We start from the raw sequence: 25,285 nt of genomic DNA, 5'->3' as shown, positions 1-25,285 counted from the left end.
GCGGTCACTTGGCCTTCGCTGCCTTCTTGGGGATCAGCCCCTTGAGATCGGCGAATTTGGACAGTAGTGACCCGCCGCGCGGCGCCCCCGACGGCATCTGGCCGTCATCGGCGCTGCGCAGCAGCTGGTCGGCCAGATCCGCGAGCGGCGCGACCGTCTTGCTCGCCTTGCCCGCCTCGGCGAACGGCTTGCCCAGCTTGGCCGCCTGCGCCGCCAGCTTCTGGTCGAAGGGGACCATCAGGTCGATCTTGCGCTCGATCGAACCCTCGAAGTCCTTGCGCGAGATCTCGGGCTGCGCGCCGGCGTGGACGCGATTGGCGAGTACCGTCACCTGCACCTGTGGCGCGTTGCTGCGCAGGTACGACAGCAGCCGGATCGAGTCGCGTGCCGAGGCGAGGGTCAGCTCGGTGACCAGTACCGCGGCGTTGACGTCGGCGAGCAGGTGCGGGTGCTGCACGAGCATCGATCGCGGCAGGTCGATCATGGTCGCCTCGAAGGCGGCGCGCATCTCCTCCTGTAGCTGGTAGAAGGCGGCCCCGTCGGTGATCACCGGCGCGCTGATCGGCGCCTCGGCCGAGAGCACTGACAGTTTGTCCGACGCGCGTACCATCGCGCGCTCGATGAACAGGCCGTCGATGCGGCTGGGATTCTCGATGGCGTCGGTGAGGCCGCGGCCGGGCTCGAGGTCGAGCGCGAGCGCGCCGGTGCCGAAATGCACGTCGAGGTCGAGCAGGGCGGTGGCGCGCTTGCCGCGCTCGCTCATCAGCCATGCCAGCGAAGTGGCGATGGTGGAGGCACCCGCGCCGCCGCGACTGCCGATCACCGCCACCGAGCAGTGCGGGCGATCGAGCGAGACCTCGACCGGCTTGGGCGCGTTGAGCATCGCCTGCGCCTGGCCGAGCGCGTCACGCACCGCGTCGGGATGCAGCGGCTTGAGCAGATAGTCCTGGATGCCGCTGGCGAGCAGGTCGCGGTACAGCCGGACATCGTTGACCTGACCGGCTGCGATCACGATCGTGCCGGGCTCGCATACCTCGGCGAGACCGTTGATGTCGCCCAGCGGATCGCTCGACTCGGCGAGGTCGACGAACAGCACGTGCGGGCTCGACGTCACCGAGAGCGTCTGCACCGCGTTGCGCAGTCCGCCCTTGTAGACGTTCTCGGTCGGCCAACCCAGCTCGGCTGCGATCGGGCGCAGCGCCTCGACCGAGCCGTCGTCGCAGGCGAAAGCCAGGAAGGGCGCGCGGCTGCCGGCGACACCGGGCTTCCAGGGTGCGTTCATCTCACTTGCCTCCCGTCGACTCGGATTTCACCGTGGCGCCACCGCCGCCCGTCTGCGCGGCGCGGCGGTTCGCCGCGATGGCCTTGCCACCGGTCACGTTGTCATAGCCGCCGCTGTCGGCGACGCCGCGCACCAGATCGCTCGGGTTGGCCACCATCGCGGCGAGATTGCCGTTGACGGCGCAGCCGTAATTGCCGCTGGTGTGCGAGTCGAAGTTGAGGAGGCCGCGGTTGCTCTGCGGGGTGCAGCTCGTCACCGCCGCGGTGGTGCGGCTCACCGTCACCCGGACGGTTCCTGGCGCGACCGCGGCGCCGGCGATCGGCGCCGCCGCGGCGAGGCGCAGGCCGTAGCGACCGGCGATGGCGGCAACATCGGCGCGCGCGCCGCCGTTCTCGGCGCCGCCCTGATCCAGCGCGACGGTGTCGCCATAGCCCAGGCGCAGCGCGTCGAGCCAGCCGCGCAGCCGCTCCGGCTCACCCGGGGCAAGACCGTCTGCGGTCGACTGCACGTCGAGCGCATAGTCGCTGCGCGACACCACCGGCTGGTGGATCGATTCGACGCCGCGATAGCTGTTGCAGCCGGCGAGCGGCACCGCGAGCGCGAGCGCGGCGAGGAGGAGCGGGCGGTGAAGCATCGTCTGGGACCTCAGTTGATCGAGAAGCCGGGCGCGGGCGTCGCGGCCTTGCGGTTCGACGGCTTGACCGCCTTGCGGTCGGCGGGGGCCTCGGTCGGTGTGGCGGGGGCGGGCGCCGGGCTCGGGAGGACCGGGGCAGGCGCGACCGCGCCGACCGTCGGGGCGGCCGCGGGGGTCGGCGCCTGCATCACCGGCTTGGGCCGATCGGCGGCGCGGTTGCCGCCCTCCAGCGAACCGACGAACACGCGCTCCAGATCGCTGGGCGCACGATAGCTGTCGGTCGGCAGCTTGATGTCGTTGCCGTTCACTGGCTTCACCAGATACGGCGTGATCACGATCACCAGCTCGGTCTCGTTGCGCTGGAAACCGTTCGACTTGAACAAGGCGCCGATCACCGGCAGGTCGGCGATGCCCGGCGTCTTGTCGTACGTGTTGTTGTGCGTGTTCTGCATCAGGCCCGCGATCATGAAGCTCTGGCCCGAGCCGAGCTCCACCGTCGTCTCGGCGCGTCGCGTGGTGAGCGCCGGGACGCGACCGCTGCCGACCGTCACGGCGTTGGCATAGTCGAGCTGCGAAACCTCCGGGCGGACGCGCAGCGAGATGCGCCCGTCGGACATCACCGTCGGCGTGTAGGCGAGGCTGACGCCGAACTGCTTGTACTCGATCGTGGTGGTGCCGAGCGCCTGGCTTACCGGGATCGGGATCTCGCCGCCTGCCAGGAAGGTGCCGGTCTCGCCCGAGAGCGCGGTGAGGTTCGGGTTGGCGAGCGTCGTCACCTGGCCCATCGTCTCGCCGAGGTCGATCGCGGACAGCACGTCCATGCCGAGCAGGCGTCCGGCGAGGCCCAGGGTCGTGCGCGTGCCGCTGTTGTCCTTGGTCGTGCTGAACTGCGTGCCGCCGGTGACGAACTGGCGCTTGACCGGGTCGAACGGCAGCGAGATCGAGCCCGCGGGAAGGCCGTAGAGCGACGAGGCGTCCAGCGTCGGCAGGTTGGACGTGTCCAGGTCGGAGATGCTGCCCGGGTTGCGCCCCGACTGACCGACGAAGGTGAAGCCGCCGCTCTTGTCGCGGGTGATGAAGTTGTTGCCGAAGTTCTTCAGGAACGAGCGGCTCACCTCGGCGAACTTGACCTGCAGGTTGACCTGCAGCGGCGTCGCGGTACGCAGCCGGTTGACCACGCCGATCTTCAGCACCGCGTTGTCCGCGCTCACGTCGACGCCCGGGTTGAGCAGCCCTGCCACCAGCCGCTGCGCCTGCTCGGCATCGGCGGGCGAGTCGACGGTGCCGTTGAGCACGGCGATCTGGCCGACCTGGGTGACGTGGATGTCCGCGCCCGGCATCGCCGCCTTCATCATGCGATCGATCGAGGTCGCGTTCTGCGCGACATGGACGCTCGCCGAGAACACCACGGCGCCGCTGCGATCGGTCGCGAACACCGTCGACTCGCCGAACGCCTTGCCGAACAGGTGAATCTGCCGCGGGTTGGCGACATAGACGTCGGCCGTCTCGGGGTTGGAGGTCCACACCTCGCTGACGGTCGAGGGCAGCGTGATCAGCTCGCCCTCGCCGATCGAGAACCATTTCTCGACCGTCGGCTTGGTGACGCCGACGGGGGGCAGGCCGGCGCGCGCCGGACGACCGGTCGCTGCCGCACTGGCGGAGACGGTGCGGCGGGTCGCGGGAGCGGCGCCTGCCGGGGGCAGCGCGACGCCGGCCAGCGCGGCCAGCGCGACACCGCGCGCGAGGAGGGAGTGGAGGCGCATCTCAGTTCTTCCCTGCGACGGAGACTTCGGTGACGTTGTTGCCGCGCGCGATGCGCACCATCGGCGTGGCAGGCGACGGCGCGACGCCGGCGACGATCGGGGCGCCGGGGACGACCGGCCCGGCCGGCGCGGCCGTCTTGGCGGGCACGGTGCGGCGCTGGAAGCGCGACACGTCGGCACCGACCGCATAGGTGCTGTCGCCCGCCTGCGGCGTGTTGGCGAGGCGGCTGAGCATCGCCTCCTCGGCCTTGGGGTCCTTGGCGTCGCCGGGGCTGATCGCGCCCGAGGCGATCGCCTGGTCGAGCTCGGAGGCATTGTCCGCGATCGAGCGCAGCGACAGCGACAGCGTGCCGATCGTCTGCGCCACCGCGATCTGCTCGGCGATCTTCGGCGTCGCCTCGACGGTGACGTTGGAGAAGGTCTGCACGACCGTGTTGCCGTTCGCGTCCTTCTGGTCGCCGGTGCGCTGGTCGGTGGCGAGCACGCGCAGGTTGCGGATCACCGTCTCGCTCGCCTTGAGCGGAGGGCCGTCGCCGCCGCCGTCGACCGACTGGGTGAGGATCAGGTCGATATGGTCGCCCGGGAAGACGAAGCCCGCGACCGAGGTCTGCGCCGACACCGGCACGGTGACGGCGCGCATGCCCGCGCCGAGCGCGGCGGCGAGGAAGCCGCGGTCGCCGGGCTTGACCAGCTGGCCCTGCGTCACCGGCTGGCCGGCGGTGACCGGCAGCCGCACGACCGTGCCGAGCAACTTGGCCAGATCGGTCTGGTCCTTCTGGAAATAGGCGTTTTCGACCAGCTCCTTGGGCCAAGGCTGGAACTTCAGCGCGGTGGCGTCGAGGATGGTGCCGACGGGCAGGGCGCGCGTGGCGACGAGCACCTCGGGGCCGTCGACCACGGGGGCGGCCGGTGCGGCGACCGCGGCCGCCTCGGGTGCCGCGGCGCCGGCGACCAGGGTTCGCGCCGCCACCGCGGTCACCACTGCGACCACCAGCGCGCCGACCAGCATGATGAGCTTGCGACTGTCCATCGGGGAGAGCATCCTCTGAGTGCGCCAGCCGGCGCCAACTTGACGTAAATTATGGGCGAAATTGGTTAAGAAGCGGTTCGGCTAACGTGATCAGCCCGGCCACCGCGATCGCGACGCCGTACGGCACCTCGACCGCGGCTTCGCTCGGCTTCCAACGGCGCTCGATCACGAAGACGAGCGTGAGCACGCCGCCCAGCACCGACATCACCAGCAGCGTGTCGAGCAGGCGCATCGGCGGCAGCCACAGCGCCAGCGCGCCGATCAGCTTGACGTCGCCGCCACCCATCTGCCCAATCGCGAAGGCGCCGATAAACAGCGCGAACACCACGAGCGCGACGCCGAGTTGCAGCGCCATCTCGGGCCAGGGAGAGAGTCCGATCACGCACCACCAGACCGGCGCGAGCAGTGCGATCGCCGCGTTCTTCCAATTGGCGATCTCGCGCACGCGCGCGTCCTCCACGCCGGCGGAGAGCAGCAGCGCCCCCATGATCGCGGGGAGCAGCCAGGCGAGGAGAGTTTGACCCATATCGGCGGTGCTAGACGACAGGGTTTGAGAAACCGTAACCATGATCGGGATGATGCTGGAGCCCATGAACCGCCGCCTGATCCCCGCCGAGGCGCGAGTCGCCACCGCGCGCGCCGCGGACGGCTGGCCGCTGCGCCGCTTCGAGTGGCCCGGCGGTGGGCGCGGTACGATCCTCTTCCAGACCGGACGCGCCGACGTTTTCGAGAAATATCTTGAGTCGTTCGCTCACTGGCACGCGCAGGGATGGAGCGTCGCGGCATTCGACTGGCGCGGGCAGGGCGGCTCCGGGCGGCTGTGCGCCGACGCGCAGGTCGGCCATTGCGACGATTTCGCACCCTGGCTGACCGACCTCGCTGAACAGTGGTGCGACTGGGTCACGGCGATGCCGGGGCCGCACGTGATCGTCGGCCACTCGATGGGCGGCTATCTCGCGCTGCGGTCGCTGCTCGACGACGCGATCCAGCCGCGCGCGGCGGTGCTGGTGGCGCCGATGCTCGGGCTCGCCTCGCCGGTGGGCGCGTGGCTCGGCGGGCGAGTCGCGCATCTGATGCGGCGGCGCGGCGATCCCGCGCGCGCGGCGTGGAAGAGTGAGCGTCCCGGTTTCGCCGCGCGTCAGCGGCTGCTCACCGGCGACGCCCAGAGGTATGCCGACGAGGCCTGGTGGTATGAGCACGACCCTACGCTGCGGCTCGGTCCGCCGAGCTGGGCGTGGCTCGACGAGGCCTTCGCCGCGACCGCGCGGCTACGTCAGGACCCGGCGCTGGCGAAGCTCGACGTGCCGGTGCTGCTGCTGGTGGCGGAGGGCGATCGGCTGGTCGATGCGCGCGCGGCCCGTCGCGTGGCGGCAAGGCTGCGGCGCGCCACGCTGGTGCGCTTCGGCGACGGCGCGGCGCACGAGCTGCTGCGCGAGCGCGATGCGGTGCGTGATCGCGCGCTCGACGCGATCGACTCCTTCCTCGCCGAGCATGCCGCGTGAGCGCGGACGTTCTCACCGCCGACATCGCCATCGTCGGCGCGGGCATCGCCGGGGCGAGCCTCGCCGCGGCGATCGGCGATCGGGCGCGTGTCCTGCTGCTCGAGGGCGAGGATCAGCCGGGCTATCATGCCACCGGTCGCTCCGCCGCTTTCTGGTCGGAGACCTACGGTGGCCCCGCGATCCAGCCGCTCACCACCGCGTCGGAGAGGGCGCTGCGCGCGGGCGGCTATCTCGACCCGCTCGGCGCGGTCCATGTCGGCCGCGCCGAGGACGCGCGCGCGATCGACGCGCTGCTCGCCGAGTTCGCGGGCAGCAGCGTCGAACTCACCGCGGTTGACCCGCGCGCGCTCGTGCCCGGACTGCGCGACGACTGGTCGCTCGGCGTGCGCGAGCCGAGCTGCGCCTATATCGACGCGGCGCGGCTCCACGGCGATTACCTCGGTGCGGCGAAGCGCGCGGGGACGACGCTGCTGACCACGGCGCGGCTCGCCGCGGCGGAGCGGGGCGGCGCCGGCTGGCGGCTGACGCTGGCCGACGGGCGCGCGGCGCGGGCGGCGATCCTGGTCGATGCCGCCGGCGCCTGGGCCGATCCGGTCGCGCATCTCGCCGGCGCGCGACCGCTCGACATCCGGCCGTACCGCCGCACCGTCGCGCAGCTTGCCACCGACCCGCCGGTGCCCGCGGCCACGCCGTTCGTGATCCATGCCGGCGGCGGCTTCTACTTCAAGCCCGAGGCGGGCGGGCGGCTGTGGCTCAGCCCGCACGACGAGCACCCGGTGGTGCCCCACGACGTCGCCGCGGAGGAGCTCGACGTGGCGGTGGCGATCGACCGTTTCGAGGCAGCGATCGACTGGCGCGTGCGCCGCGTCGAGCGCAGCTGGGCGGGGCTTCGCTCGTTCGCGCCCGACCGGCTGCCGGTCTATGGCTTCGCCGAGCCCGGCTTCTTCTGGTTCGCGGGGCAGGGCGGCTTCGGCATCCAGACCGCGCCCGCGGCCGCGGCGGTCGGCGCCGCGCTGCTGCTCGGGGAAACGCCGCCTTCGACGATCGACGTGGCGCGCTACGCCCCGGAGCGGTTGGCGCGATGAGCGGGGCGATCACGATCAGCTGCGCTTGCGCCGGGCGCGATCAGGCGCGGACCATCGCCAACGCGCTGGTCGATCGCCGCCTCGCCGCGTGCGTCCAGCTCAGCGCGGTGGAGAGCGTCTACCGCTGGGAGGGCGAGACGCAGCGCGACGACGAGGTACTGCTCACCGCCAAGACGCTGTCGCGCCGCTACGACGCGGTCGCGTCGTGCATCCGCGAGCTGCACAGCTACGCCGTGCCCGAGATCCTGGCGCAGCCGATCGTCGCGGCGGGGCTGGACTACCTCGCGTGGCTGGAGGACGAAGTGGGGTGAGGCCGCTGGTGAAGGTTGCCGACCTACGAAGCCATAGACGCCCGCGGGAGGAGCTGGGCGGCCGCCCACCCGCGAAGCTCACCCCGCGGGGCAGGTGTCGCCCGCACCCGCATCGAGGTCGAGGCAGCGGCCGTCGAGTCCGCTCACGGGCAGGCCGATCGTCGCCGCCAGCGTCGGCGCGATGTCGACCGTCTCCACCGACAGCGGCTGCTCGAACCCGGCCATCCCCTTGCGCCAGAACAGGATCGGCACGCGGCGATCATAGTCCCACGGGCTGCCATGGGTCTCGACATAGCCCGGTCCAGGCGCCTTGATCGTGGTAACGCGCGGGCGCAGCAGCACGGTCAGGTCGCCCGAGCGCTCCGGATCGAACGAGGCGCGCGCGCGCTCGATCAGCGTCCAGGTCTCGGGCGGAGTGGTCGCCATGCGGGTGGCGGCGAGCTCGTCGCGCGTGAAGGCGGCGGCGACCTGCGGCTGCGCGAGGAAGCGCTTCTTGGCTTCGCCCAGCACCTGCGCGCGCTTCGCCGCGGGCACCGATTCGGCGACATAGACGTCGCCCTCCGGCCCGAGCAGCACCGGGCCGGCAACGCCGAGGTCGCGCCCGATCGCGGCGCCGATCGTCGTCGCCGACGTCTCGGGCGCGACATGCTGCTCCATCGGCATCGCGCGCTGCTGCTGACGCTCGGTCATGTCGTGCGCGCCGTGATCGGCGGTGAGCACCACCTCATAGTCGATGCCGGTACGATCGAGCTCCGCGAGGAAGCCGCCGATCGACTCGTCGAGCTGCGCCATCTGGATGCACATCTCCGATCCCTGCGTGCCGAGCGAGTGGCCGACATAGTCGGTCGCCGAGGCACCGACCGCGATCAGGTCGGTGGCGGGGCCGTGGCCGAGCTTCATGTCCTCGATCATCGCCGCGGCGAGCGCGAACACCGCGCCGTCGAGCGCGGGCGAGGCGCGGAACGCCTTGGCGTCGCCCGCGGCGCGCTCGAACCGCCCGGTGCCGAGCGTCTGGCCGCCGACCGCGATCGGGCGCGACAGCGTCTTGCAATAGCCCGGCAGCGGCAGCGCCTCCTGCGGCTTGGCGAGCAGCGCACCCACCGCGGCGTTGGCGCGGGTGACCACCGCCGGCTCCTGCCGCCCCGCCAGCGAGATGAACTTCTGGCCGCCCCAGAACCAGACCTGGTCGGTGGTGTGGCCGCCCATCATGATCGCGGCCCGGTCCTTGCCCGCCACCGCCACGACGCGCGACCGCGGGTCGGCACGCTTCATCATGTCGCCGAGCGTCGGCACCTTCAGGTGGAGATCGGAGGGCGTGTAATGTTCGTGGTCGTCGCCGGCGCGCTCGTCCTCGGCGCAATAGACCGTCTTGTCGGCGCGGCCGACCTTCTGGTCGAGCCAATTGTTGGCGATGATCCCGGTATGCGCCGGCCGCATGCCGGTCAGGATGGTCGAGTGGCCCGGGCAGGTCTCGGTCGCGGCGTGGCTCTGATAGCCCGAGGGGAACACCGCGCCGGTCAGCAGCCGCGCCATGCCGTCGGTGAAATGGTTGCGATATTGCGCGAACAGGTCGGCGGAGAACTGGTCGACCGAGATCGCCACGATCAGCTTGGGCGGCGTGCGCGGCGCCGCGGCGGTCGCCGACGAGACGGGCGCCGCGGTCTGCGCGGTCGCGGGAACCGCGGCGGCGGTGGCGAGCAGGGCGAGGAGGAGCGATTTCATGGCCAACCTTGATGCATGCGGGAGCGACCGCGGCTATGGTCCGCGTCCGATGGTCAGGCAAGCTGTGCGCGCGGCGCTTTTCATCCTCGTGACACTGCTGGTCGGGAGCGGCGCGCTCGCGCAGCCCGCGCGCCACGTCGCGCTGACGCTGGTGGCGGAGAGCGACCGGCCCGCCGCCGGCAGTGAGGTGGCGCTGGCGTTCGCCGCCGTGCCGCAGCCTGGATGGCACGGCTATTGGCGCAACCCCGGCGACGCGGGCGTGCCGACTCGCGTGACCTGGACGCTGCCCGCCGGCGCGCGCGCCGGTGAGCTCGACTATCCGGTGCCGTCGCGCCTGCTGATCGCGGGGCTGATGAACTATGTCTACGAGAGGCCCTGGGCGCTGCTGACGACGCTCCGCCTGCCCGTGGAGCTGGCGCCGGGCACGCGGCTGCCGCTCGTCGCCAAGCTCGACTATCTCGTCTGCACCGCGGAGATCTGCGTCCCCGAGACGCAGACGCTCACGCTCGACCTGACGGTAGGGGACGGTGCGATCGATCCCGCGCGTCGCGCCGCCTTCGACGGCTGGCGCCGCGCGCTCCCGCGCCCGCTCTCCACGCCCGCGACGTGGCAGCGCGCCGGTGACCGCTTCCGGCTGGCGGTCCCCTTTCCCGCAGACGCGCCCGCGAGCGGCGTGTGGTTCTATCCGGCGAGCGGCGGCGCGATCGACTATGCCGCGCCGCAGACGGTCACGCGCGACGGCGACACGCTGACGGTGGAGACCAAGGCCGCGGCCGAGCCGGCGACGGGCGAGATCGCGGGCGTGCTCGCCACCGGCGACGGCGGCGGGCTGGCGCTCAGCGCTCGGCCCGGCGCGGTCGCGGCACCGCGCGGCGGCGACGCCATGCTCGCCACCGCGCTCGTCGCCTTCGCCGGCGCGGTGCTGGGCGGGCTGCTGCTCAACGTGATGCCCTGCGTCTTCCCGATCCTCAGCCTCAAGGCGCTCGGCCTCGCCCGCTCGGGCGAGAGCGCGGCGCACGCGCGGCGCGAGGCTCTAGCCTATACCGCGGGCGTGCTGCTGGTGTGCGTCGGGCTCGGCGCGGGGCTGCTGGCGCTGCGCGCGGCGGGATCGAGCGCGGGCTGGGCGTTCCAGCTGCAGGACCCGCGCGTGATCGGCGCGCTGCTGCTGCTCGTCACCGCGATCGCGCTCAACCTCGCCGGGCTGTTCGAGCTGCCGACGCCGCGGTTCGCCGCCAAGAGCGGGGCGGCGGGGGCGTTCGCGACCGGCGCGCTGGCGGCGTTCGTGGCGACGCCGTGCACCGGGCCGTTCATGGGGGCCGCGCTCGGCGCCGCGCTGGTGCTGCCCGCCGCGGCGGCGCTGGCGGTGTTCGCCGGGCTGGGGCTGGGGATCGCCTTGCCCTTCCTGCTGATCGGCTTCGTGCCCGCGCTGCGCGCCCGGCTGCCGCGGCCAGGCGCGTGGATGACGCGGCTGCGGCGGATCCTGTCCCTGCCGATGTGGCTGACCGCGCTCGCGCTCGCCTGGGTGCTGGGCCGCCAGGCCGGGGTGGACGGGATGACGCTCGGCCTCGCCGCGACGCTGCTCGCCGCGGTGGGCCTGTGGTGGACCGGGCTGCGCCAGCACGCCGGGCGCGGCGCGGCCTGGTGGCCCGCCGGCGTCGCGCTGCTGCTCGCGCTCGGCGGCGTCGCGCTGGTGCGGCCGGCGGCGAGCGGCGCCAGCGCCGTGGCGGGGCTGCCCGGCGCGGAGCCGTTCAGCGAGGCGCGACTCGCCGCGCTGCGTGCCGAGGGCAGGCCGGTCTTCACCTATTTCACCGCCGACTGGTGCCTCACCTGCAAGGTCAACGAGAAGGCCGCGATCGAGACCGCCACCACCGCCGCCGCGTTCAAGCAAAGCAAGGTGGCGGTGCTGGTCGGCGACTGGACCGACGGCGACCCGGTGCTCGGCCGCTTCATCGAGGCGCACAACCGGGCCGGCGTGCCGCTCTACCTCTGGTACAAGCCGGGTGCCGGCGCACCGCGTGTGCTGCCCCAGGTGCTCACCAGCGGGATGCTCGCCGCGCTGCCCACGGAGCGCTGAGCCGGCCACGCCTGTGTTCCTGCTCACGCAGGAACCCAGCGCCACACCGGTCGACCCCTTCGGTTCTGGGCTCCTGTGTTCGCGAGACCTTGTAAAACCCCTCCGTCATCCCGGACTTGGTCCGGGATCCACCGTGCCGCACACTCACGTCGCGCTGTTCTTGCGGAGGAGTGGATCCCGGACCAAGTCCGGGATGACGGAAGAGGAGGAGCGTCGCGCGACGTTCGCAACGGTCTCGCGTCCGCAGGAGCGCGGCGTGTCGTACACGGAGCCCATTGATCCAAAATCGCTCCACCCGCTTGTGCAGCGCAACCAACTTCGCCAGCATGGGTCGAAATCTCGGCTCGTGAGTTGACGGGGGTAGATGGGGACAGCGGCGTTCGACGAGATCATGGGGGCGGCCGATCGCGACGGTGCCCGCCCCGAGCTGGCGGACCTGTGTCGCTGGCTCGACGAGACGCCGTCCGACGAGCTGCGCCGCCGCCAGCGCTCCGCCGAGGTCACCTTCCGCCAGCTCGGCATCACCTTCGCGGTCTATGGCGAGAGCGAGGCGAGCGAGCGCATCATCCCGTTCGACATCGTGCCGCGCGTCTTCCTCGCCGACGAATGGGCGCGCCTGTCCGAGGGGCTGGTGCAGCGAGTCGAGGCGATCAACGCCTTCCTGGTCGACATCTACGGCGAGCGCCGCATCCTCAAGGAAGGCGTGCTTCCCGCCGACCTGATCCTCGGCAACCCGCAGTTCCGCCCCGAGATCGCCGGCATCCGCCCGCCGCACGACGTCTGGGCGCATATCTGCGGCATCGACCTGGTGCGCACCGGGCCGGATCAGTTCTACGTGCTCGAGGACAATGCGCGGACGCCTTCGGGGGTGAGCTACATGCTCGAGAACCGCGAGGCGATGGTGCGGCTGTGCCCCGAGCTGTTCGCCAAGTTCCGCGTCGCCGCGGTCGACAGCTACCCCGACATGCTGCTCGAGACGATGAAGTCGGTCGCGCCGCGCGGCAGCGGGCAGCATCCCAATTGCGTGTTGCTGACGCCGGGCCACTACAACTCCGCCTATTACGAGCACAGCTTCCTCGCCGACTCGATGGGGATCGAGCTGGTCGAGGCGGCGGACCTCGTCGTCGACGATGATCTCGTCTACATGCGCACGATCGCCGGGCGCGTGAAGGTGGACGTGATCTATCGCCGCGTCGACGACGACTTCCTCGATCCGCTGGTGTTCCGCCCCGAGTCGCTGCTCGGCGTGCCCGGGCTGATCGCCGCTTACGCCGCCGGCAACGTCGCGATCATCAACGCGCCCGGCAACGGCATCGCCGACGACAAGGCGATCTACAGCTACATGCCCGAGATCGTGCGCTTCTACTCGGGCGGCGAGGCGAAGCTGCCGATCGTCGAGACGTGGCGCTGCCGCGAGCCCGAGGCGCTGCGCTACGTGCTCGACCATCTCGACGAGCTGGTGGTCAAGCTGGTCGACGGCTCGGGCGGCTACGGCATGCTGGTCGGGCCGACCGCGTCCAAGAGCGAGATCGAGCGCTTCCGCGCCGCGCTGATGGCCGAGCCGCACCGTTACATCGCGCAGCCGACGCTGGCACTCTCCACCGTGCCGACGCTGGTGGAGCAGGGGGTGGCGCCGCGCCACGTCGACTTCCGGCCCTTCGTGCTGAGCGGCGCGCGCGGGGTGCAGGTCGTGCCCGGCGGACTGACCCGGGTCGCGCTGCGTGAGGGCTCGCTGGTGGTCAATTCCTCGCAGGGCGGCGGCACCAAGGACAGTTTCGTGCTGATGCCCGGCGCGCCGACGATGTCGCAGTCGCCCGGCACCCAGACCATGGGCGGCATGACCCAGACGCTCGGCGGGCAGGGCTGATGCTCAGCCGCACCGCCGCCTCGCTCTACTGGCTCGGGCGGTACGTCGAGCGTGCCGACTTCATCGCGCGGCTGGTCGAGGCGACGCTGCGGCTTGACGTGCTCTCCACCCGCCCCGCGGGCGAGGACGCGTGGCGCTCGGCGCTGGCGGTGACCGAGACCGAGCCCGCCTTCGCCGCGGTGGGCGGCGAGCTGACCCGCGAGGAGGTGGCGCGCTTTCTGCTCGCCGACGCCGGTCACCCCGGCTCGATCCTGCGCTGCGTCGGCATGGCGCGCGACAACGCCCGCGCGGTGCGCACCGCGCTCAGCCGCGAGGCGTGGCAGGCGATCAACGGCGCCTGGCTGCTGTTCGACCAGCGCGTCGCGCGGCTCGACCCCGCGACGACGCTGGCGCTGGTCGACTCGGTCAAGGCGGAGACGCGCGGCTTCGAGGGCGCGGTCCACCGGATGCTGCGCAACCAGACGACGCTGTTCATCCGGCTCGGCCAGGCGGTGGAGCGCACCGACAACACCGCGCGGCTGCTGGACGTCAAATACCATCTGCTGCTGCCCGCGGGCGAGCCTGTCGGCGGCACGGTCGACCGTGATCAATGGACCACGATCCTCCAGACGGTGTCGGCGGTGACGGCTTACCGCTGGCTCTACAGCGACGGGCTCGCGCCGGCGAACGTGATCGACCTGCTGCTCAGCCGCGGCGAGCTGCCGCGCAGCGTCGCCGCCGCGACCGAGGAGACCGTCACCGCGCTCACCGGGCTGGCGCGATCGAGCGGCACCCAGGGCGAGGCGGACCGGATGGCCCGCACGCGCTCGGCGCGGATCGCGCGCACGCGCACCAGCGATGTCATCAGCGCCGGGCTGCACCAGCATCTCCAGGCCGTGATCGCCGAGAACGCGCATCTGCACGTCGCGATCGGCCGGCAGTTCAAGTTCGCCTGATGCGCCTCTCGATCGAGCATCGCACGAGCTATCGCTTCACCGCCCCGCAGGCGCGGATCGTCCAGCTGCTGCGCATGACGCCGCGCAACAGCCACGACCAGACCGTCGCCGAGTGGCATATCTCGGTCGACTGCGACGCGCGATTGCGCGAGCACCGCGACGGCTTCGGCAACCGCACCACGATGCTCTACGCCGAGGGGCCGCTCGACGGCATCGAGATCGCGGTGGCGGGCGAGGTGGTGACGAGTACGTCGCGCGGCGTGCTGCACGGCACGTTCGAGCCGTTGCCGCCTGCGCTCTACCTGCGCGCGACCCCGACGACGGCCGCGGACGCGGCGATCGAGGACTTCGCGCGCGCGGCGGTCGGTGGCGCCGCGCCGATCCCGGCGCTGCACGCGCTCAACCGCGCGCTGCACGAGCGCTTCGCCGTTTCGTCGGAGCGCCCCGATCCGGGGCTCACTGCGGCCGACGCCTTCGCGCGCGCGAACGCGACTCCGCGTGACCTGGCGCAGCTGTTCGTCGCCGCGGCGCGCGCGCTGGCGGTGCCGGCGCGCTATGTTACTGGCTATTGCGACCTGCAGGACGGCCGCCGCGCCACGCCGCACGGCTGGGCCGAGGCGTGGGTCGACGATCTCGGCTGGGTCGGCTTCGACCCGACACTGGGTGAGTCGCCCGAGGAGCATCACGTCCGAGTCGCGGTCGCGCTGGATGCGACGGGCTCGTCCCCGGTGGCGGGATCGCGGCTCGGCGAGGGGCGCGAGTGCCTCGAGGTCGAGGTGCAGGTCAGCGCGCAGGAGTAGAGCGGCGGCTCACCCCAACGGCCAGCGCGCCACCGCCTCGTAGCGCGCACCCGCGGCGGTGAGGTGGCTCTCGTACAGCAGCAGGTGTTCTAGCCGGAAGTCGGGCGTGGCGAGCGCCGCATGCGCCTCGGTCCAGCGCGCCACCGCGGCCGGATCGGCGCCGCGACGGGCCAGCCGCGCGAGCGTGATATGCGGCAGGTACCGACGCTGGTCGGGCGCCACCGCGGCGCGTCGCAGCGCCTGGTCGACCTTGCGGTGGAGCGCGGCGAGCGGCTCGGCGGGCACGACCCGCGCCCATAAGGTATCGACCCGCCCGCGCTGGTCGAACGCGCCGACGCCGTCGACCCGTACCGTCGGCACCGGTGCGGTAACGCCGGCAAGTGCCGCGGCGACGTCCTCCGCCTGTACCCGTTCGACTTCGCCGATGAAGCGCAGCGTCAGGTGAAGCTGCTCGTCGTGCTGCCAGCGCACGCCCGCGGCGCCGTCGCCCGTGGCAGCGAGCAGCGCGGCGCGGATCGCCGGCGGGGGGCGCAAGGCGACGAACAGGCGGTGCATGAAATCTCTGTAACGAACGGTTGCTGTCGTCGGAACGGGGAGCCCGTTCCTTGAAAAGGAAACGGCGCGCGGCGATATTCGAGCCATCCGGCATGAGTGCCGGGTGAAGGAGTTTTGAGACAATGGCCAACTGGTCCGATCCCCGGCCCTCCGCCGCCGCGTTCGGCGGAACCGCTTCGGGCACCCGCAACGCGGCGTTCGACGCCGGGCTGCGGTCGTACATGCTGTCCGTCTACAATTACATGGCCTCGGGCGTGCTGCTCACCGGCATCGTCGCGCTGGCGTTCGCGCTCTCGGGCTATGCCCAGGCCGCGTTCCAGTCGCCGCTGCGCTGGGTGATCGCGCTGCTGCCGCTCGGCTTCGTCTTCGCGATGAGCTTCGGCCAGGGCAAGTTCACGACCTCGACGCTCAAGGCGATGTTCTGGGGCTTCGCGGTGGCGATGGGTCTGTCGCTGTCGTCGATCTTTTTCGTCTACTCGCCGGTCGCGATCGCGCAGGCGTTCGCCGCAACCGCGGCGGGCTTCGCCGCGCTGAGCCTCTACGGCTACACCACCAAGCGCGACCTGTCCGCGTTCGGCGCGTTCCTGATCATCGGTCTGGTCGGCCTGATCGTGGCCAGCCTGATCAACCTGTTCGTGAACTCGGGCCCGCTCGGGCTGGTGATCTCGATCGTCGGCGTGCTGCTGTTCGCTGGCCTGACCGCCTATGACACGCAGCGCACCAAGAGCCTGTACTTCCAGGTCGCGGGCCATGGCCCCGAGATGGTTGGCAAGGCGGTGGTGATGTCGGCGTTGAGCCTCTACCTCGACTTCATCAACATGTTCCTCTTCATCCTGCGGCTGTTCGGCGGCAATCGCGACTGAGCCGCGTAGCCGATCCTCGATCGGCGGCCTTACGGAAGGGCTCGGCGGGTGACCGCCGGGCCCTTTCTCTCGTGGGTTCGCGGTGGCGGGCCGGAGACCCAAGCCATGCGCCTCTCGATTCAGGTCCTGCTCGACTATGGCTTCCCCGAACCCGCTGACGTGCTGCTCCAGATCGAGGCCGCGGCGCTGCCCGCGCAGCGGCTCGAGACGCAGGCGCTGGTGATCGAGTCGGACCATCCGATCCGCGCGGTCGCGGGCGAGGAGGGAGTGGGGCAGCGCTGCTGGGCGCGGGGCAAGGGCCGGCTCGTGGCGCGCTACGAGGCGGTCGTCGCGATCGAGCGTGCCGCGCTCGACCTTGCGATGCTGCCCGCGACTCCGGTCACGTCGCTGCCCGCCGCGACGATCCCGTATCTGCTGCCGAGCCGCTATTGTGAGTCGGATCGGTTCGAGCATCTCGTTCGTCGTCGCTTCGAGGGGCTGAGCGGCGGTGCGCTGGCGCTCGCGCTCACAGACTTCGTGCGCGGGCACCTCCGCTACGACGGCGCGGACACGGACGCGCGCACCACGGCGATGGAGACGTTCGCGTCGGGACGGGGCGTCTGCCGCGACTATGCGCACCTGCTCGTCGCCCTGGCGCGCGCGGCCGAGATCCCGGCGCGCTGCGTCGCGGTCTATGCTCCCGGCGTCGACCCGCCCGATTTCCATGCGGTCGCCGAACTGTGGCTCGACGGCAGCTGGCACCTCGTCGACGCCACCGGCATGGCGCGCGCCGACGAGATGGCGGTGGTGACGGTGGGCCGCGATGCCACCGACATCGCCTTCATGACCGTGTTCGGCACCGCCAACCTTTGGACGCAGACCGTGCGGGTCGAGCGCATCGCGGATTGATCGCGCAGGAACGCGCACCCAGGGCGCGGCGTTGGGCGTGTCAGACTGTTGCCAGCATCGCAGGAGAGAGACATGACCGACCAGAGCCCGATCGACGACCGCGCGCTCGACAGCCTCTCGGTGGCGCCCGAGGCGGGCAACGCCGGCGGCTCGAAGGACCCGCGCCAGGACGCCGGGCAGGATCGCTCGATCGAGAAGCGGCTGCAGAAGCACCCCGACAGCGCCGACGCGAAGGTCGACCAAGGTTTGGACGAGTCGATGGACGCATCCGATCCCGTCTCGGCGACCCAGCCGGGTCGCGAGGATCCTGCGCCCTCGTCGGGGTATGACGAGGCCGAGGAAGCGGAGCGTCAGCGCGACGCGTGATAGTGGCGGGCGGGTGAGCTAGGAGCCGCTGCCCGAGCGTAGACGATGGCCAGCTCGGCTTAGCTCCGCGCCGGGTGGAGAGGTCGCGTATAGTATATGTGCCTCCCACCTAGCGTATCGCTGCTGACCCTCGACCCTCATGTGCATCGGGCGTCTCGTCCTGACCACCAGTTCGAGTACCCGCGCCGAGCAATCTTATGTTGCTCGAAAGTCGCGTCCCAGGGGTCTTTTCCACCATGATACAACCGCTGGTCGCATCCATGTTGCGGTGCGGCACAGATCGTGATGGATTGATGACAATCGGAAGGCACGCGCGTTAAGGGCTGCGTTAACCCTTTTCGCGCATGATCCTCCCGGTTGAAACGCTGGGGCGGGGTACGGATCATGGGTGCCAGAAGGAAGCCGGCCGAGGGCGCGATGACATTGGCCGAGATGAAGGAATTCGCGGGCTTCGCGGCGGCGACCCAGCGCTACGTGCGCCGCAGCCTCGATGTCGGGCTTGATCGCGAGGACGCGATGGTGCGCTGGTCCCGCGACGTCGTCGAGGCGGCCAGCATCCGCGCGCAGGCGCATCATTATCGCCGCCTCCCCGCGATCCGCGCGCTGGTGCCCGACGACAGCGGGCTCGAGGCAGCCGAGCAGCTGCTCGCGCCGCTGATCACGCTCTCCGCCTTCGATCTCGGGCAGGGACGGATCACCACCTTCTCGGCCTATCGCTTCCTCTACGAGCGGCTGGTCGGCGCGCAGGTGCGGCCGTGGCTGCCCTCGGCCTTCTGCGCCGCGGCGGCGATGCCGCATCTTCACCCCGAGCTGCGCCGAGCGCTGCTCCAGTCGATCAGCGAGGCGGCGGCCACCGCGTCGGGCTGGTCGTCGCGGCAGCCCGCCTTCTTCCCGGCCTGGGTCGAGAAGGTCGACGTCACCGCGCTGCCCAACTGAGCGCTGCTATTGCCGCGATCGCGTTGGGGGGCGCGATCGCGGCGGTGTGGGCGTGAAGCGCAGCTCGACCATCCCGCCCAAGACAGCGCCCGCGTCGGCGAACACCTCGCGGACGCGGGTCAGATACGCCACGAGCGCCGCCGGGCACTCTGCCGCGCCGACCAGCTCCACGAGCAACGGCGGGCGTACGCGATCGAGCCCCGATACGAGCGAGTCGTAGAGCGCGTCGAGGCTGTGGCCATGCCACTCGGGCGCGCCGAGCGCGTCGAGCAGCGCGCGCCACATCGCTTCGCGCGAGTACCAGCCGCGCGCGTCGAGGCGAAGAGTGAGCGGATCCCTCATGCGCAAGTCATCGGGCGCGCGGACCTATCGACGCCGACGCGCCGACAGGTAAATGACCTCGACGCACTTCTTTCGCGAGATCCCTGACCTACCGACACGCACGCCAGCCCGTCGCGCCGCGCGCGGCCTGGTCGAGGTGGAGGTGATCACGATGAGCGGCGTTATAGTCGGGCGAGAGCACCGTGGCGAACACGCGACAGGCGCCGTCGCGCACGTCGCGCAGGAACGCCGCTTTGGCATCCCCGCCGGCCCAATCGCCCAGCACGCTGACGCGCGTGCCGTCGGCGAGTTGAAAAGCGGCGACGTCGAGCGCGTTGGCGGTGGCGTGCTCGCTCCAGCCGCCGGTGCTGCGACCGTACATGCGACGGCAGGAATAGCTGCCGAGATGCTCGATCCGGCTGACGCGCGTGCCGAAGTGACGCTGCGCGGCGGGCGCGACCACGTCCCATTCCCACACGGCCAGCGCAGCGGCGACGGGGCAGGCAACCGCGACGCTCGCGGGGGCGAGCGCGATCCGCCGTGCGCCGCCGTTCTCCAGCCGCACCGCCGAGTCATAGCCGCACTGCGACTCCGCCGGTCGCCGGGCCGGCACGGCAGCGTAACGCACCCCCGCCTGGTCGAGCAGCGCGGCGCAGCGCGCCGGCGCGCCGTCGAGCGCGGCGAGCTTGCGGCCGGTGAACAGGCCGACCGGCTGGCCGAGGTCGAGCGGCGCCCAGGGCAGGTCCTGCGGACGGCCGCGCAGGTAACTCCACGCCACCAGCGCCGCCGCGGCGAGCAGCACCAGCACCACCGCCGCCGCGAGCGTGCGGCGCGTCCCGCGAAGCAGGCGCGCGCCCGCGCTCAGTCGCGTCGCACGACTGCCACCGGCTCGGCGGTGATCGGATAGCCGAGATCGTCGGGGATGCAGAGGTGGTCGACTCCGTCGCGCGGCTCGATCCACGGCGTGATCCGCCGCACCGGCGTGGCGCGCGCGTGCGCCACCGCCTCGTCATAGTTGGCAAACTGCGCCAGCCGCTCGAGGTTGCGGCGGGTCGGGAAGATCAGGGTGCGCTCGCCGCGCGCGGCAGCGTCGAGCGTCTCACGCGCGCTGGCCCAGTCGAGCCGCACGTTCTCGGTCGAGTCGACGCGGGCGGGCAGGGCGTCGATGGGCAGGCGGGCGAGATAGAAGAGCGCATCGAACACGCGCGCGTGGTGCTCGCGCGGCCGCCAATGCGCGAACGGCACCAGCTGGCCCAGGTCGAGCGCGCTGCCGCCCAGCGCCTCGCGCAACGCCGCGCCGTGGCGGAGCGCGGCGCGGATCGGGTCGACGGAGGCCGGTGCGGCCACGCCGATCGCGACGCCGGTCTCCTCGATCGTCTCGCGAATCGCGGCGATGCGCGCGGCGGCGTCGGCCGGGGCGTTCGGCCCGAGCGCGTCGGCGAACGCCACGTCGCCGGGGTCGACCCGCCCGCCGGGGAAGACGGTGGCGCCGGGCGCGAAGGCGAGTCGCGGCGAGCGCTCGACCAGCAGCAGCTCGGGCGGCAGGCCCGCGCGGTCACGGAACACGATCAGCGTCGCGGCGGGAATTGCCGGCGGTAGTGTCGCGTCATCGTCGGGATCGATCATGCGTGTCCCCGCGATCGTGCCTCAGCGGCGGCGCAGGGGAGCGATCGGGCGGGTGGTGGAGCTGAGGGGAATCGAACCCCTGACCTCTGCAGTGCGATTGCAGCGCTCTCCCATCTGAGCTACAGCCCCGCCCGCTTCCCTGGCATCGCCGGGGAGCGCCGCCCTTAGCCGGCACGTCCGGGGCGCGCAACACGAAATCGTCGATAACCTCGAAATCCTGTCGCGCAGGCGAGCCGTTAGCCGCCTGCGACAAGGAGCTGTTGCGCGCGCGCAACGGTAGGAACGATCGGCCCGTTTGATCCTTGTCAGTCTGCCCGCTCGCGACGACGCAAGGCGCCGCGCGACGTGTCACGTAGGAGAACCATCATGGGTTACGAACGCTATCCGCGCGGTACCAATCCCCAGGGCGACTATTACGGCCGCAGTGAGACTCAGGACTATGGTCGCGATTATGGATCGGGCCGCAACCAGAGCTACTCGAGTGCGCGCGACTATCAGGCGGCCGGCGCGTTCGACCGCGACCGCGACGATGACGATCGCGGCTCCTATGGCCGTCGCGAATATGGCAACGCCGGCTACGCGAGCGGCTATCGCGACGACAATCGCGGGGAGCGCAGCTACGGCGACCGGGGCTATGGCGAGGGCGGCTTCGGCGGCAATGACCGCGGCCGGTATGGTGCGCAGCAATATGGTCAGTCCGGGTACGGTCAGGATCGTGACCGCTTCCAGCGCCAGGACTATGGCAACCAGAACTATGGCAATCGCAGCTATGGCCAGCAGGGCTATGGGTCGCAGAGCCGCGGCTATGGCCAGCAGGGCCAAGGCAGCGACTATCACGGCAGCTACGCCTCGGACGGACGTCGCTTCGACGACGTCGGCTCGCGTCGCCACGCCGACGACGACAATTACCGCGGTCGCCAGCAAGGCGGGCGCGACTATGGTCGCCAGCCGCAGGGCTATGATTACGACGAGCGCGGCTTCCTGGCACGCGCTGGTGACGAGGTCCGAAGCTGGTTCGGTGACGAGGACGCCGAGCGCCGCCGCGAGGCCGACAGCCGCTACGACGAGCGCTACTATAACCAGCGTGACGAGAGCGACCGCCATCGCGACGGCGACTATCACAGCTGGCGCTCGGGCCAGATCGCATCGTTCGATCGCGACTATGACGAGTATCGTCAGGAGAACCGGACGAAGTTCCACAACGAGTTCGCCTCGTGGCGGAGCGAGCGCCAGGGTCAGCGCGACTCGCTCGACAAGGTGCAGGAGCATGACGAGGTCGTCGGCTCGGACGGCAGCCATGTCGGGACCGTCGACAAGGTGCGCGGTGACCGCATCCTGCTGACCAAGAACGACGCCGACGCGGGTGGGCAGCACCACTCGATCCCGTCGCGCTGGATCAAGTCGGTCGAGGACAAGAAGGTCACGCTGACCAAGACCGCGGACGAGGCCAAGCAGCACTGGCGCACCGAGGAGAAGAACCAGGCGATGTTCGGCTACGGCGATCGCGGCAACGACAGCGACCGCCAGCGTGACGGTTCGCTGAGCCGCGGCGCCACGTCGGGCACGAGTGCGACCTCGGGCAGCAGCACGGCCGCGTCGGGTTCGACCGCCGGTTCGTCGGCGACCGGCTCGGCGATCGGCGACGACACCGGTTCGACCAACCTCAACCGTAGCTTCTCGGGCACGTACTGAACCCAGACGGCCGCGCGTGCGGGTCGTTGACCTGCGCGACACAGAGGCCCCGGGCGGTGACGCCCGGGGCCTTCTTTTCAGGCCGCGAGCGCGCGACGCGGCGCCTCGGTACGGCCGAGCGCGCGCGCGTCGACGACGAAGCGCGACACCTCCTGCGTGAGCGAGTCGGCCTCGCTCTCGAGGTTGCGCGAGACCGCGGTGATCTCCTCCACCATCGCGGCATTCTGCTGCGTCACGCCGTCGATCTGGTTGAGTGCCACGTCGATCTGGTCGAGCCCGCTGGCCTGCGCGCGGGCCGAGGTCGCGATCTCGGCCACGAGGCCGCCGATGGCGCCGATCTGCCCGGTGATACGCTCCAGCGCGGCGCCGGTCTCGTTGACGAGGCGGACGCTGGCGTCGACCTGTTCGCCGCTCTGCGTGATGCGCTGGCGCACGTCGGTCGCGGCGTCGGCGCAGCGCGCGGCGAGGGCGCGCACCTCGTTGGCGACCACCGCGAAGCCCTTGCCGGCGTCGCCGGCGCGTGCTGCCTCGACCCCGGCGTTGAGCGCGAGCAGGTTGGTCTGGAAAGCGATCGCGTCGATAACCGCGATGATCGCGCCGATCTCGGCCGAGGCCTGCTCCAGTCGCCCCATCGCCGCGACCGCGTCGCGCACCACCGCGCCGCCGCGCTGCGCCTCGTCGTGGACCGTCTCCATCGCCTCATGCGCCTTGGAGGCGCCGTCGGCGGCCTGGCGCATCGTGCCGGCGATCTCGCTCATCGCCGCCGACGTTTCCTCCAGGCTGGCCGCCTGGTGCTCGGTGCGACGCGACAGGTCGTCGGACGCCTGGCTCAGCTCGGCGGTGTGGCCGTGCACCGCGGCGCTGCCGTCGCGGATCGCGCCAATCGCGCCGCGGATCTCGTCGAGCGCGTTGTTGTAATCGGCGCGCAGCCGCTCGTAGCTGTCGGGGAAGGTACCGTCGATGCGCGCGGTGAGCTGCCCGGCGGCGAGCGCGGCGAGGTGGCGTGCGAGCGTCTCGACGACCTCGTGCTGCTCCGAGTCGGCACGGGCCTTGGCCAAGGCGCCCTCCCGGAAGACGCTGACCGATTTGGCCATGGTGCCGATCTCATCGCCGCGGTCGAGCCCAGGGACGGTGACCTGGAGCTCCCCGCGCGCTAGCTGCTGCATCGCGCCGCGCATCTCGCCCAGCGGCCGGAACATGCGCCGCGTCACGGCGAGGCAGGCCAGCGCCGCCGCGACGGTGACGAGCAGCGCGGCGAGCGCGATGCTGAACTGCACCTCGTGGAGGTCGGCGAGGAACTGCGCCGCGGGGATACCGACGTACAGCACGCCGATCACCTTGCCACTGGCATCGGTGATCGGATCATAGGCGGTGAAGAACGGGGTGCCGAGGATGTCGGCGCGGCCGCGATAGGGCTTCCCGTCGCGCAGCACCGCGTCGCGCACCGCCTGGCTGGTGAGCGTGGTACCGACCGCGCGCGTGCCGTCGGGGTTCTTGACGTTGGTGGCGACACGCGTGTCGCCGCGGAAGATCGTGGCGGTGCCGCCGACCAGCGCCTTCACATGGTCGACCGCATCATTGTCGCCGTTGAGCGCGTGCGCGCCCATCACCAGCGTGTCGCCCTCGACGCGGGCGGCGCGGCCGTAGCGGTGGAGCACGTCCCAGGCGACGCGCATGTTCGCTTCCTGACGCTCGGTGGCGCGCTGCTCGGCGTTGGCGCCGAGGATCGTCGCGGTGACGCCGGCGGTCACCAGCGCGAGCAGACCGAGCGACAGCACGATCAGCATCGTTATCTTGGCGGACAGGCTCCGCCCCACCAGCGTCTTCGCCACTGCTCGCATGTACAAACCCGATCTTCGTTCAGCTTAGGGAGGCGCGTCGCGCGCGCCGATCTTGGCCTTACGTGACCGGAAATGCTTAAAATGCGGCTACTAATCTGGGTGAGGGACGGCCGGCGAGAGGAGGGCCGTCATCTTCGTACCGTCATCTCGGAACAAATCCGGGATGACGGTAACATAGGAGGGGAGGGCGGCGCTTTCTCAGATCGCGCCCGAGAAGGTGTCGCACTGTGCCGGGTCGCCGCTTTCCATGCCACGCCGCAGCCAGGTCTGGCGCTGCGCCGAGGTGCCGTGGGTGAAGCTGTCGGGTACGACGCGCCCCTGCGCTTCCTTCTGGAGCGTGTCGTCGCCGATCGCCTGCGCCGCGCGCATACCTTCCTCGACATCGCCGGGGTCGAGCCGCTGACGGTTCTGCGCCGCCCACACGCCCGCGTAGCAGTCGGCCTGGAGCTCGAGCCGCACCGACAGCGCGTTGCCCTCGCGCTCGCCGCCGCGCGCCTGGGCGCGCTGCACCTGATCGGAGGTGCCGAGCAGCTTCTGGATATGATGGCCGAACTCGTGTGCGATCACGTAATATTGCGCGAAGTCGCCGGGCGCCTTGAAGCGGTTGGTCAGCTCGTCGAAGAACTCGGTGTCGAGGTAGATGCCGTTGTCGGTCGGGCAGTAGAACGGACCCATCGCGGACATCGCCTGGCCGCAGCCCGACTGGCCGCTGCCGTCGAAGAAGCGCAGCATCGGCGGGCTGAAGCGCTGCCCTTCCTTGGCGAAGATCTGCTCCCATGTGTTCTGCGCGTTGCTGAATGCCTGGCAGGTCTCGCGCCGCTGAGGAGAGGCGTCGCAGATCTGGCGGACGCTACCACCCTCAGAGGGTCCGACCTGCGCGGTCGGCGCCGAGGTCGTGCCGCCTCCGCTGAGCAGGCCGCCGAGGTTGCCCAGCCCGCCGAACACCGCCAGCAGCAGCAGCACCACGACGATGCCGCCGCAGCCGAACCGGCTGCCGATCAGCGGCAGCAGACCGAGCAGCAGTCCACCGCCACCGCCGCCGCCGCCGAGCCCTCCGCCGCCGCGCGCTTCGCCGACGTTGATGTCGTTGTCATAATCGTCGAGCCGCATCGATCGGGTCCCCCCAGGCGTTTCGTATCCGTCACGGCATGAATGCGTTCGGGGGCTGGCGGGTTGCAAGCGCGTGCCGGCT

24 protein-coding genes and 1 tRNA gene are annotated in these 25,285 nt (G+C 71.2%); 12 read left to right on the top strand and 13 right to left on the bottom strand.

The window, feature by feature from the left end; all coding sequences use genetic code 11:
- Positions 1-4 precede the first annotated feature (4 nt).
- Genes KZ820_RS04270 through KZ820_RS04250 form a run of 5 tightly spaced genes read right to left on the bottom strand, consistent with a single transcriptional unit; the run spans position 5 to position 5,235 of the window.
- Positions 5-1,282, bottom strand: a complete 1,278-nt coding sequence (locus KZ820_RS04270; protein ID WP_219747395.1) for a CpaE/TadZ family protein — start codon at positions 1,280-1,282, stop codon at positions 5-7.
- Position 1,283: 1 nt separating this feature from the next.
- The gene (locus tag KZ820_RS04265; RefSeq protein ID WP_219747394.1) at positions 1,284-1,916 is read right to left on the bottom strand and encodes a CpaD family pilus assembly lipoprotein; all 633 of its coding nucleotides are present in this window, start codon (positions 1,914-1,916) and stop codon (positions 1,284-1,286) included.
- A gap of 11 nt (positions 1,917-1,927) precedes the next feature.
- Positions 1,928-3,679, bottom strand: a complete 1,752-nt coding sequence (locus KZ820_RS04260) for a type II and III secretion system protein family protein (protein ID WP_219747393.1) — start codon at positions 3,677-3,679, stop codon at positions 1,928-1,930.
- A 1-nt stretch (position 3,680) separates the two neighbouring features.
- Positions 3,681-4,709 carry a Flp pilus assembly protein CpaB gene (gene cpaB / locus KZ820_RS04255; protein ID WP_219747392.1) on the bottom strand — a complete coding sequence of 343 codons (1,029 nt, stop codon included), beginning with the start codon at positions 4,707-4,709 and terminating at the stop codon, positions 3,681-3,683.
- 49 nt (positions 4,710-4,758) lie between these two features.
- Positions 4,759-5,235 carry an A24 family peptidase gene (locus KZ820_RS04250; RefSeq protein WP_219748095.1) on the bottom strand — a complete coding sequence of 159 codons (477 nt, stop codon included), beginning with the start codon at positions 5,233-5,235 and terminating at the stop codon, positions 4,759-4,761.
- A 64-nt stretch (positions 5,236-5,299) separates the two neighbouring features.
- On the opposite strand from KZ820_RS04250, the gene KZ820_RS04245 reads away from it, so the two are divergent.
- Genes KZ820_RS04245 through cutA form a run of 3 tightly spaced genes read left to right on the top strand, consistent with a single transcriptional unit; the run spans position 5,300 to position 7,607 of the window.
- Positions 5,300-6,211 carry an alpha/beta fold hydrolase gene (locus KZ820_RS04245; protein ID WP_258047726.1) on the top strand — a complete coding sequence of 304 codons (912 nt, stop codon included), beginning with the start codon at positions 5,300-5,302 and terminating at the stop codon, positions 6,209-6,211.
- Positions 6,208-7,296, top strand: a complete 1,089-nt coding sequence (locus KZ820_RS04240) for an NAD(P)/FAD-dependent oxidoreductase (protein ID WP_219747390.1) — start codon at positions 6,208-6,210, stop codon at positions 7,294-7,296. The genes KZ820_RS04245 and KZ820_RS04240 overlap by 4 nt, the downstream gene beginning before the upstream one ends.
- The gene (cutA, locus tag KZ820_RS04235) at positions 7,293-7,607 is read left to right on the top strand and encodes a divalent-cation tolerance protein CutA (RefSeq protein WP_219747389.1); all 315 of its coding nucleotides are present in this window, start codon (positions 7,293-7,295) and stop codon (positions 7,605-7,607) included. Before KZ820_RS04240 ends, cutA begins: the two co-directional genes overlap by 4 nt.
- 78 nt (positions 7,608-7,685) lie before the next feature.
- Here cutA and KZ820_RS04230 read toward each other — a convergent pair whose 3' ends face one another.
- Positions 7,686-9,329, bottom strand: coding sequence for an alkaline phosphatase family protein (locus KZ820_RS04230; protein WP_219747388.1), 1,644 nt, complete (start codon positions 9,327-9,329; stop codon positions 7,686-7,688).
- A gap of 49 nt (positions 9,330-9,378) precedes the next feature.
- On the opposite strand from KZ820_RS04230, the gene KZ820_RS04225 reads away from it, so the two are divergent.
- From KZ820_RS04225 to KZ820_RS04210, 4 genes are all read left to right on the top strand, one after another.
- A complete protein-coding gene (locus KZ820_RS04225; RefSeq protein WP_219747387.1) occupies positions 9,379-11,403 on the top strand; it encodes a protein-disulfide reductase DsbD family protein in 2,025 nt (674 codons plus the stop codon).
- 364 nt (positions 11,404-11,767) lie between these two features.
- A complete protein-coding gene (locus KZ820_RS04220) occupies positions 11,768-13,270 on the top strand; it encodes a circularly permuted type 2 ATP-grasp protein (protein ID WP_219747386.1) in 1,503 nt (500 codons plus the stop codon).
- Entirely contained in the window at positions 13,270-14,205 is a 936-nt protein-coding gene (locus KZ820_RS04215; protein WP_183929292.1) for an alpha-E domain-containing protein, read from the top strand. Before KZ820_RS04220 ends, KZ820_RS04215 begins: the two co-directional genes overlap by 1 nt.
- On the top strand, positions 14,205-15,005 hold the full coding sequence (locus tag KZ820_RS04210; RefSeq protein ID WP_219747385.1) for a transglutaminase N-terminal domain-containing protein: 801 nt from the start codon (positions 14,205-14,207) through the stop codon (positions 15,003-15,005). Before KZ820_RS04215 ends, KZ820_RS04210 begins: the two co-directional genes overlap by 1 nt.
- A gap of 9 nt (positions 15,006-15,014) precedes the next feature.
- On the opposite strand, the gene thpR is transcribed toward KZ820_RS04210, so the two are convergent.
- Positions 15,015-15,560, bottom strand: a complete 546-nt coding sequence (gene thpR, locus KZ820_RS04205) for an RNA 2',3'-cyclic phosphodiesterase (protein ID WP_219747384.1) — start codon at positions 15,558-15,560, stop codon at positions 15,015-15,017.
- A gap of 122 nt (positions 15,561-15,682) precedes the next feature.
- On the opposite strand from thpR, the gene KZ820_RS04200 reads away from it, so the two are divergent.
- The 4 genes from KZ820_RS04200 (at position 15,683) to KZ820_RS04185 (ending at position 18,613) form a co-directional block, all read left to right on the top strand.
- Positions 15,683-16,423 (top strand): Bax inhibitor-1/YccA family protein, encoded by a 741-nt coding sequence (locus KZ820_RS04200; protein ID WP_219747383.1) that lies wholly within the window; start codon positions 15,683-15,685, stop codon positions 16,421-16,423.
- A gap of 105 nt (positions 16,424-16,528) precedes the next feature.
- Positions 16,529-17,311, top strand: coding sequence for a transglutaminase-like domain-containing protein (locus tag KZ820_RS04195; RefSeq protein ID WP_219747382.1), 783 nt, complete (start codon positions 16,529-16,531; stop codon positions 17,309-17,311).
- 72 nt (positions 17,312-17,383) lie between these two features.
- A complete protein-coding gene (locus KZ820_RS04190) occupies positions 17,384-17,677 on the top strand; it encodes a hypothetical protein (protein ID WP_219747381.1) in 294 nt (97 codons plus the stop codon).
- A gap of 384 nt (positions 17,678-18,061) precedes the next feature.
- Entirely contained in the window at positions 18,062-18,613 is a 552-nt protein-coding gene (locus KZ820_RS04185) for a hypothetical protein (protein WP_219747380.1), read from the top strand.
- A 6-nt stretch (positions 18,614-18,619) separates the two neighbouring features.
- Here KZ820_RS04185 and KZ820_RS04180 read toward each other — a convergent pair whose 3' ends face one another.
- From KZ820_RS04180 to KZ820_RS04165, 4 genes are all read right to left on the bottom strand, one after another.
- Positions 18,620-18,955 (bottom strand): barstar family protein, encoded by a 336-nt coding sequence (locus KZ820_RS04180; protein ID WP_219747379.1) that lies wholly within the window; start codon positions 18,953-18,955, stop codon positions 18,620-18,622.
- Positions 18,956-19,043: 88 nt separating this feature from the next.
- Positions 19,044-19,742 carry an extensin-like domain-containing protein gene (locus KZ820_RS04175; RefSeq protein ID WP_373368998.1) on the bottom strand — a complete coding sequence of 233 codons (699 nt, stop codon included), beginning with the start codon at positions 19,740-19,742 and terminating at the stop codon, positions 19,044-19,046.
- Between the two features lie 53 nt (positions 19,743-19,795).
- The gene (locus KZ820_RS04170; protein ID WP_219747378.1) at positions 19,796-20,560 is read right to left on the bottom strand and encodes an NUDIX hydrolase; all 765 of its coding nucleotides are present in this window, start codon (positions 20,558-20,560) and stop codon (positions 19,796-19,798) included.
- A 53-nt stretch (positions 20,561-20,613) separates the two neighbouring features.
- Positions 20,614-20,689 (bottom strand) — tRNA-Ala (locus KZ820_RS04165).
- A 237-nt stretch (positions 20,690-20,926) separates the two neighbouring features.
- Here KZ820_RS04165 and KZ820_RS04160 point away from each other — a divergent pair.
- Positions 20,927-22,252: a DUF2171 domain-containing protein gene (locus tag KZ820_RS04160; protein WP_219747377.1), complete on the top strand. Its 1,326-nt coding sequence runs from the start codon at positions 20,927-20,929 to the stop codon at positions 22,250-22,252.
- A 77-nt stretch (positions 22,253-22,329) separates the two neighbouring features.
- Here KZ820_RS04160 and KZ820_RS04155 read toward each other — a convergent pair whose 3' ends face one another.
- Both KZ820_RS04155 and ypfJ read right to left on the bottom strand, forming a co-directional pair.
- Complete coding sequence (locus tag KZ820_RS04155) at positions 22,330-24,093, bottom strand: methyl-accepting chemotaxis protein (RefSeq protein ID WP_219747376.1); 1,764 nt, start codon at positions 24,091-24,093, stop codon at positions 22,330-22,332.
- A gap of 198 nt (positions 24,094-24,291) precedes the next feature.
- Complete coding sequence (gene ypfJ / locus KZ820_RS04150) at positions 24,292-25,203, bottom strand: KPN_02809 family neutral zinc metallopeptidase (protein ID WP_219747375.1); 912 nt, start codon at positions 25,201-25,203, stop codon at positions 24,292-24,294.
- Positions 25,204-25,285: the final 82 nt, after the last annotated feature.

This window comes from Sphingomonas citri (genome assembly GCF_019429485.1).
Classification (GTDB): Bacteria; Pseudomonadota; Alphaproteobacteria; order Sphingomonadales; family Sphingomonadaceae; genus Sphingomonas; species Sphingomonas citri.
Note: the sequence above shows the minus strand (reverse complement) of the source record. Positions and strands in the feature narration are given on the sequence as shown.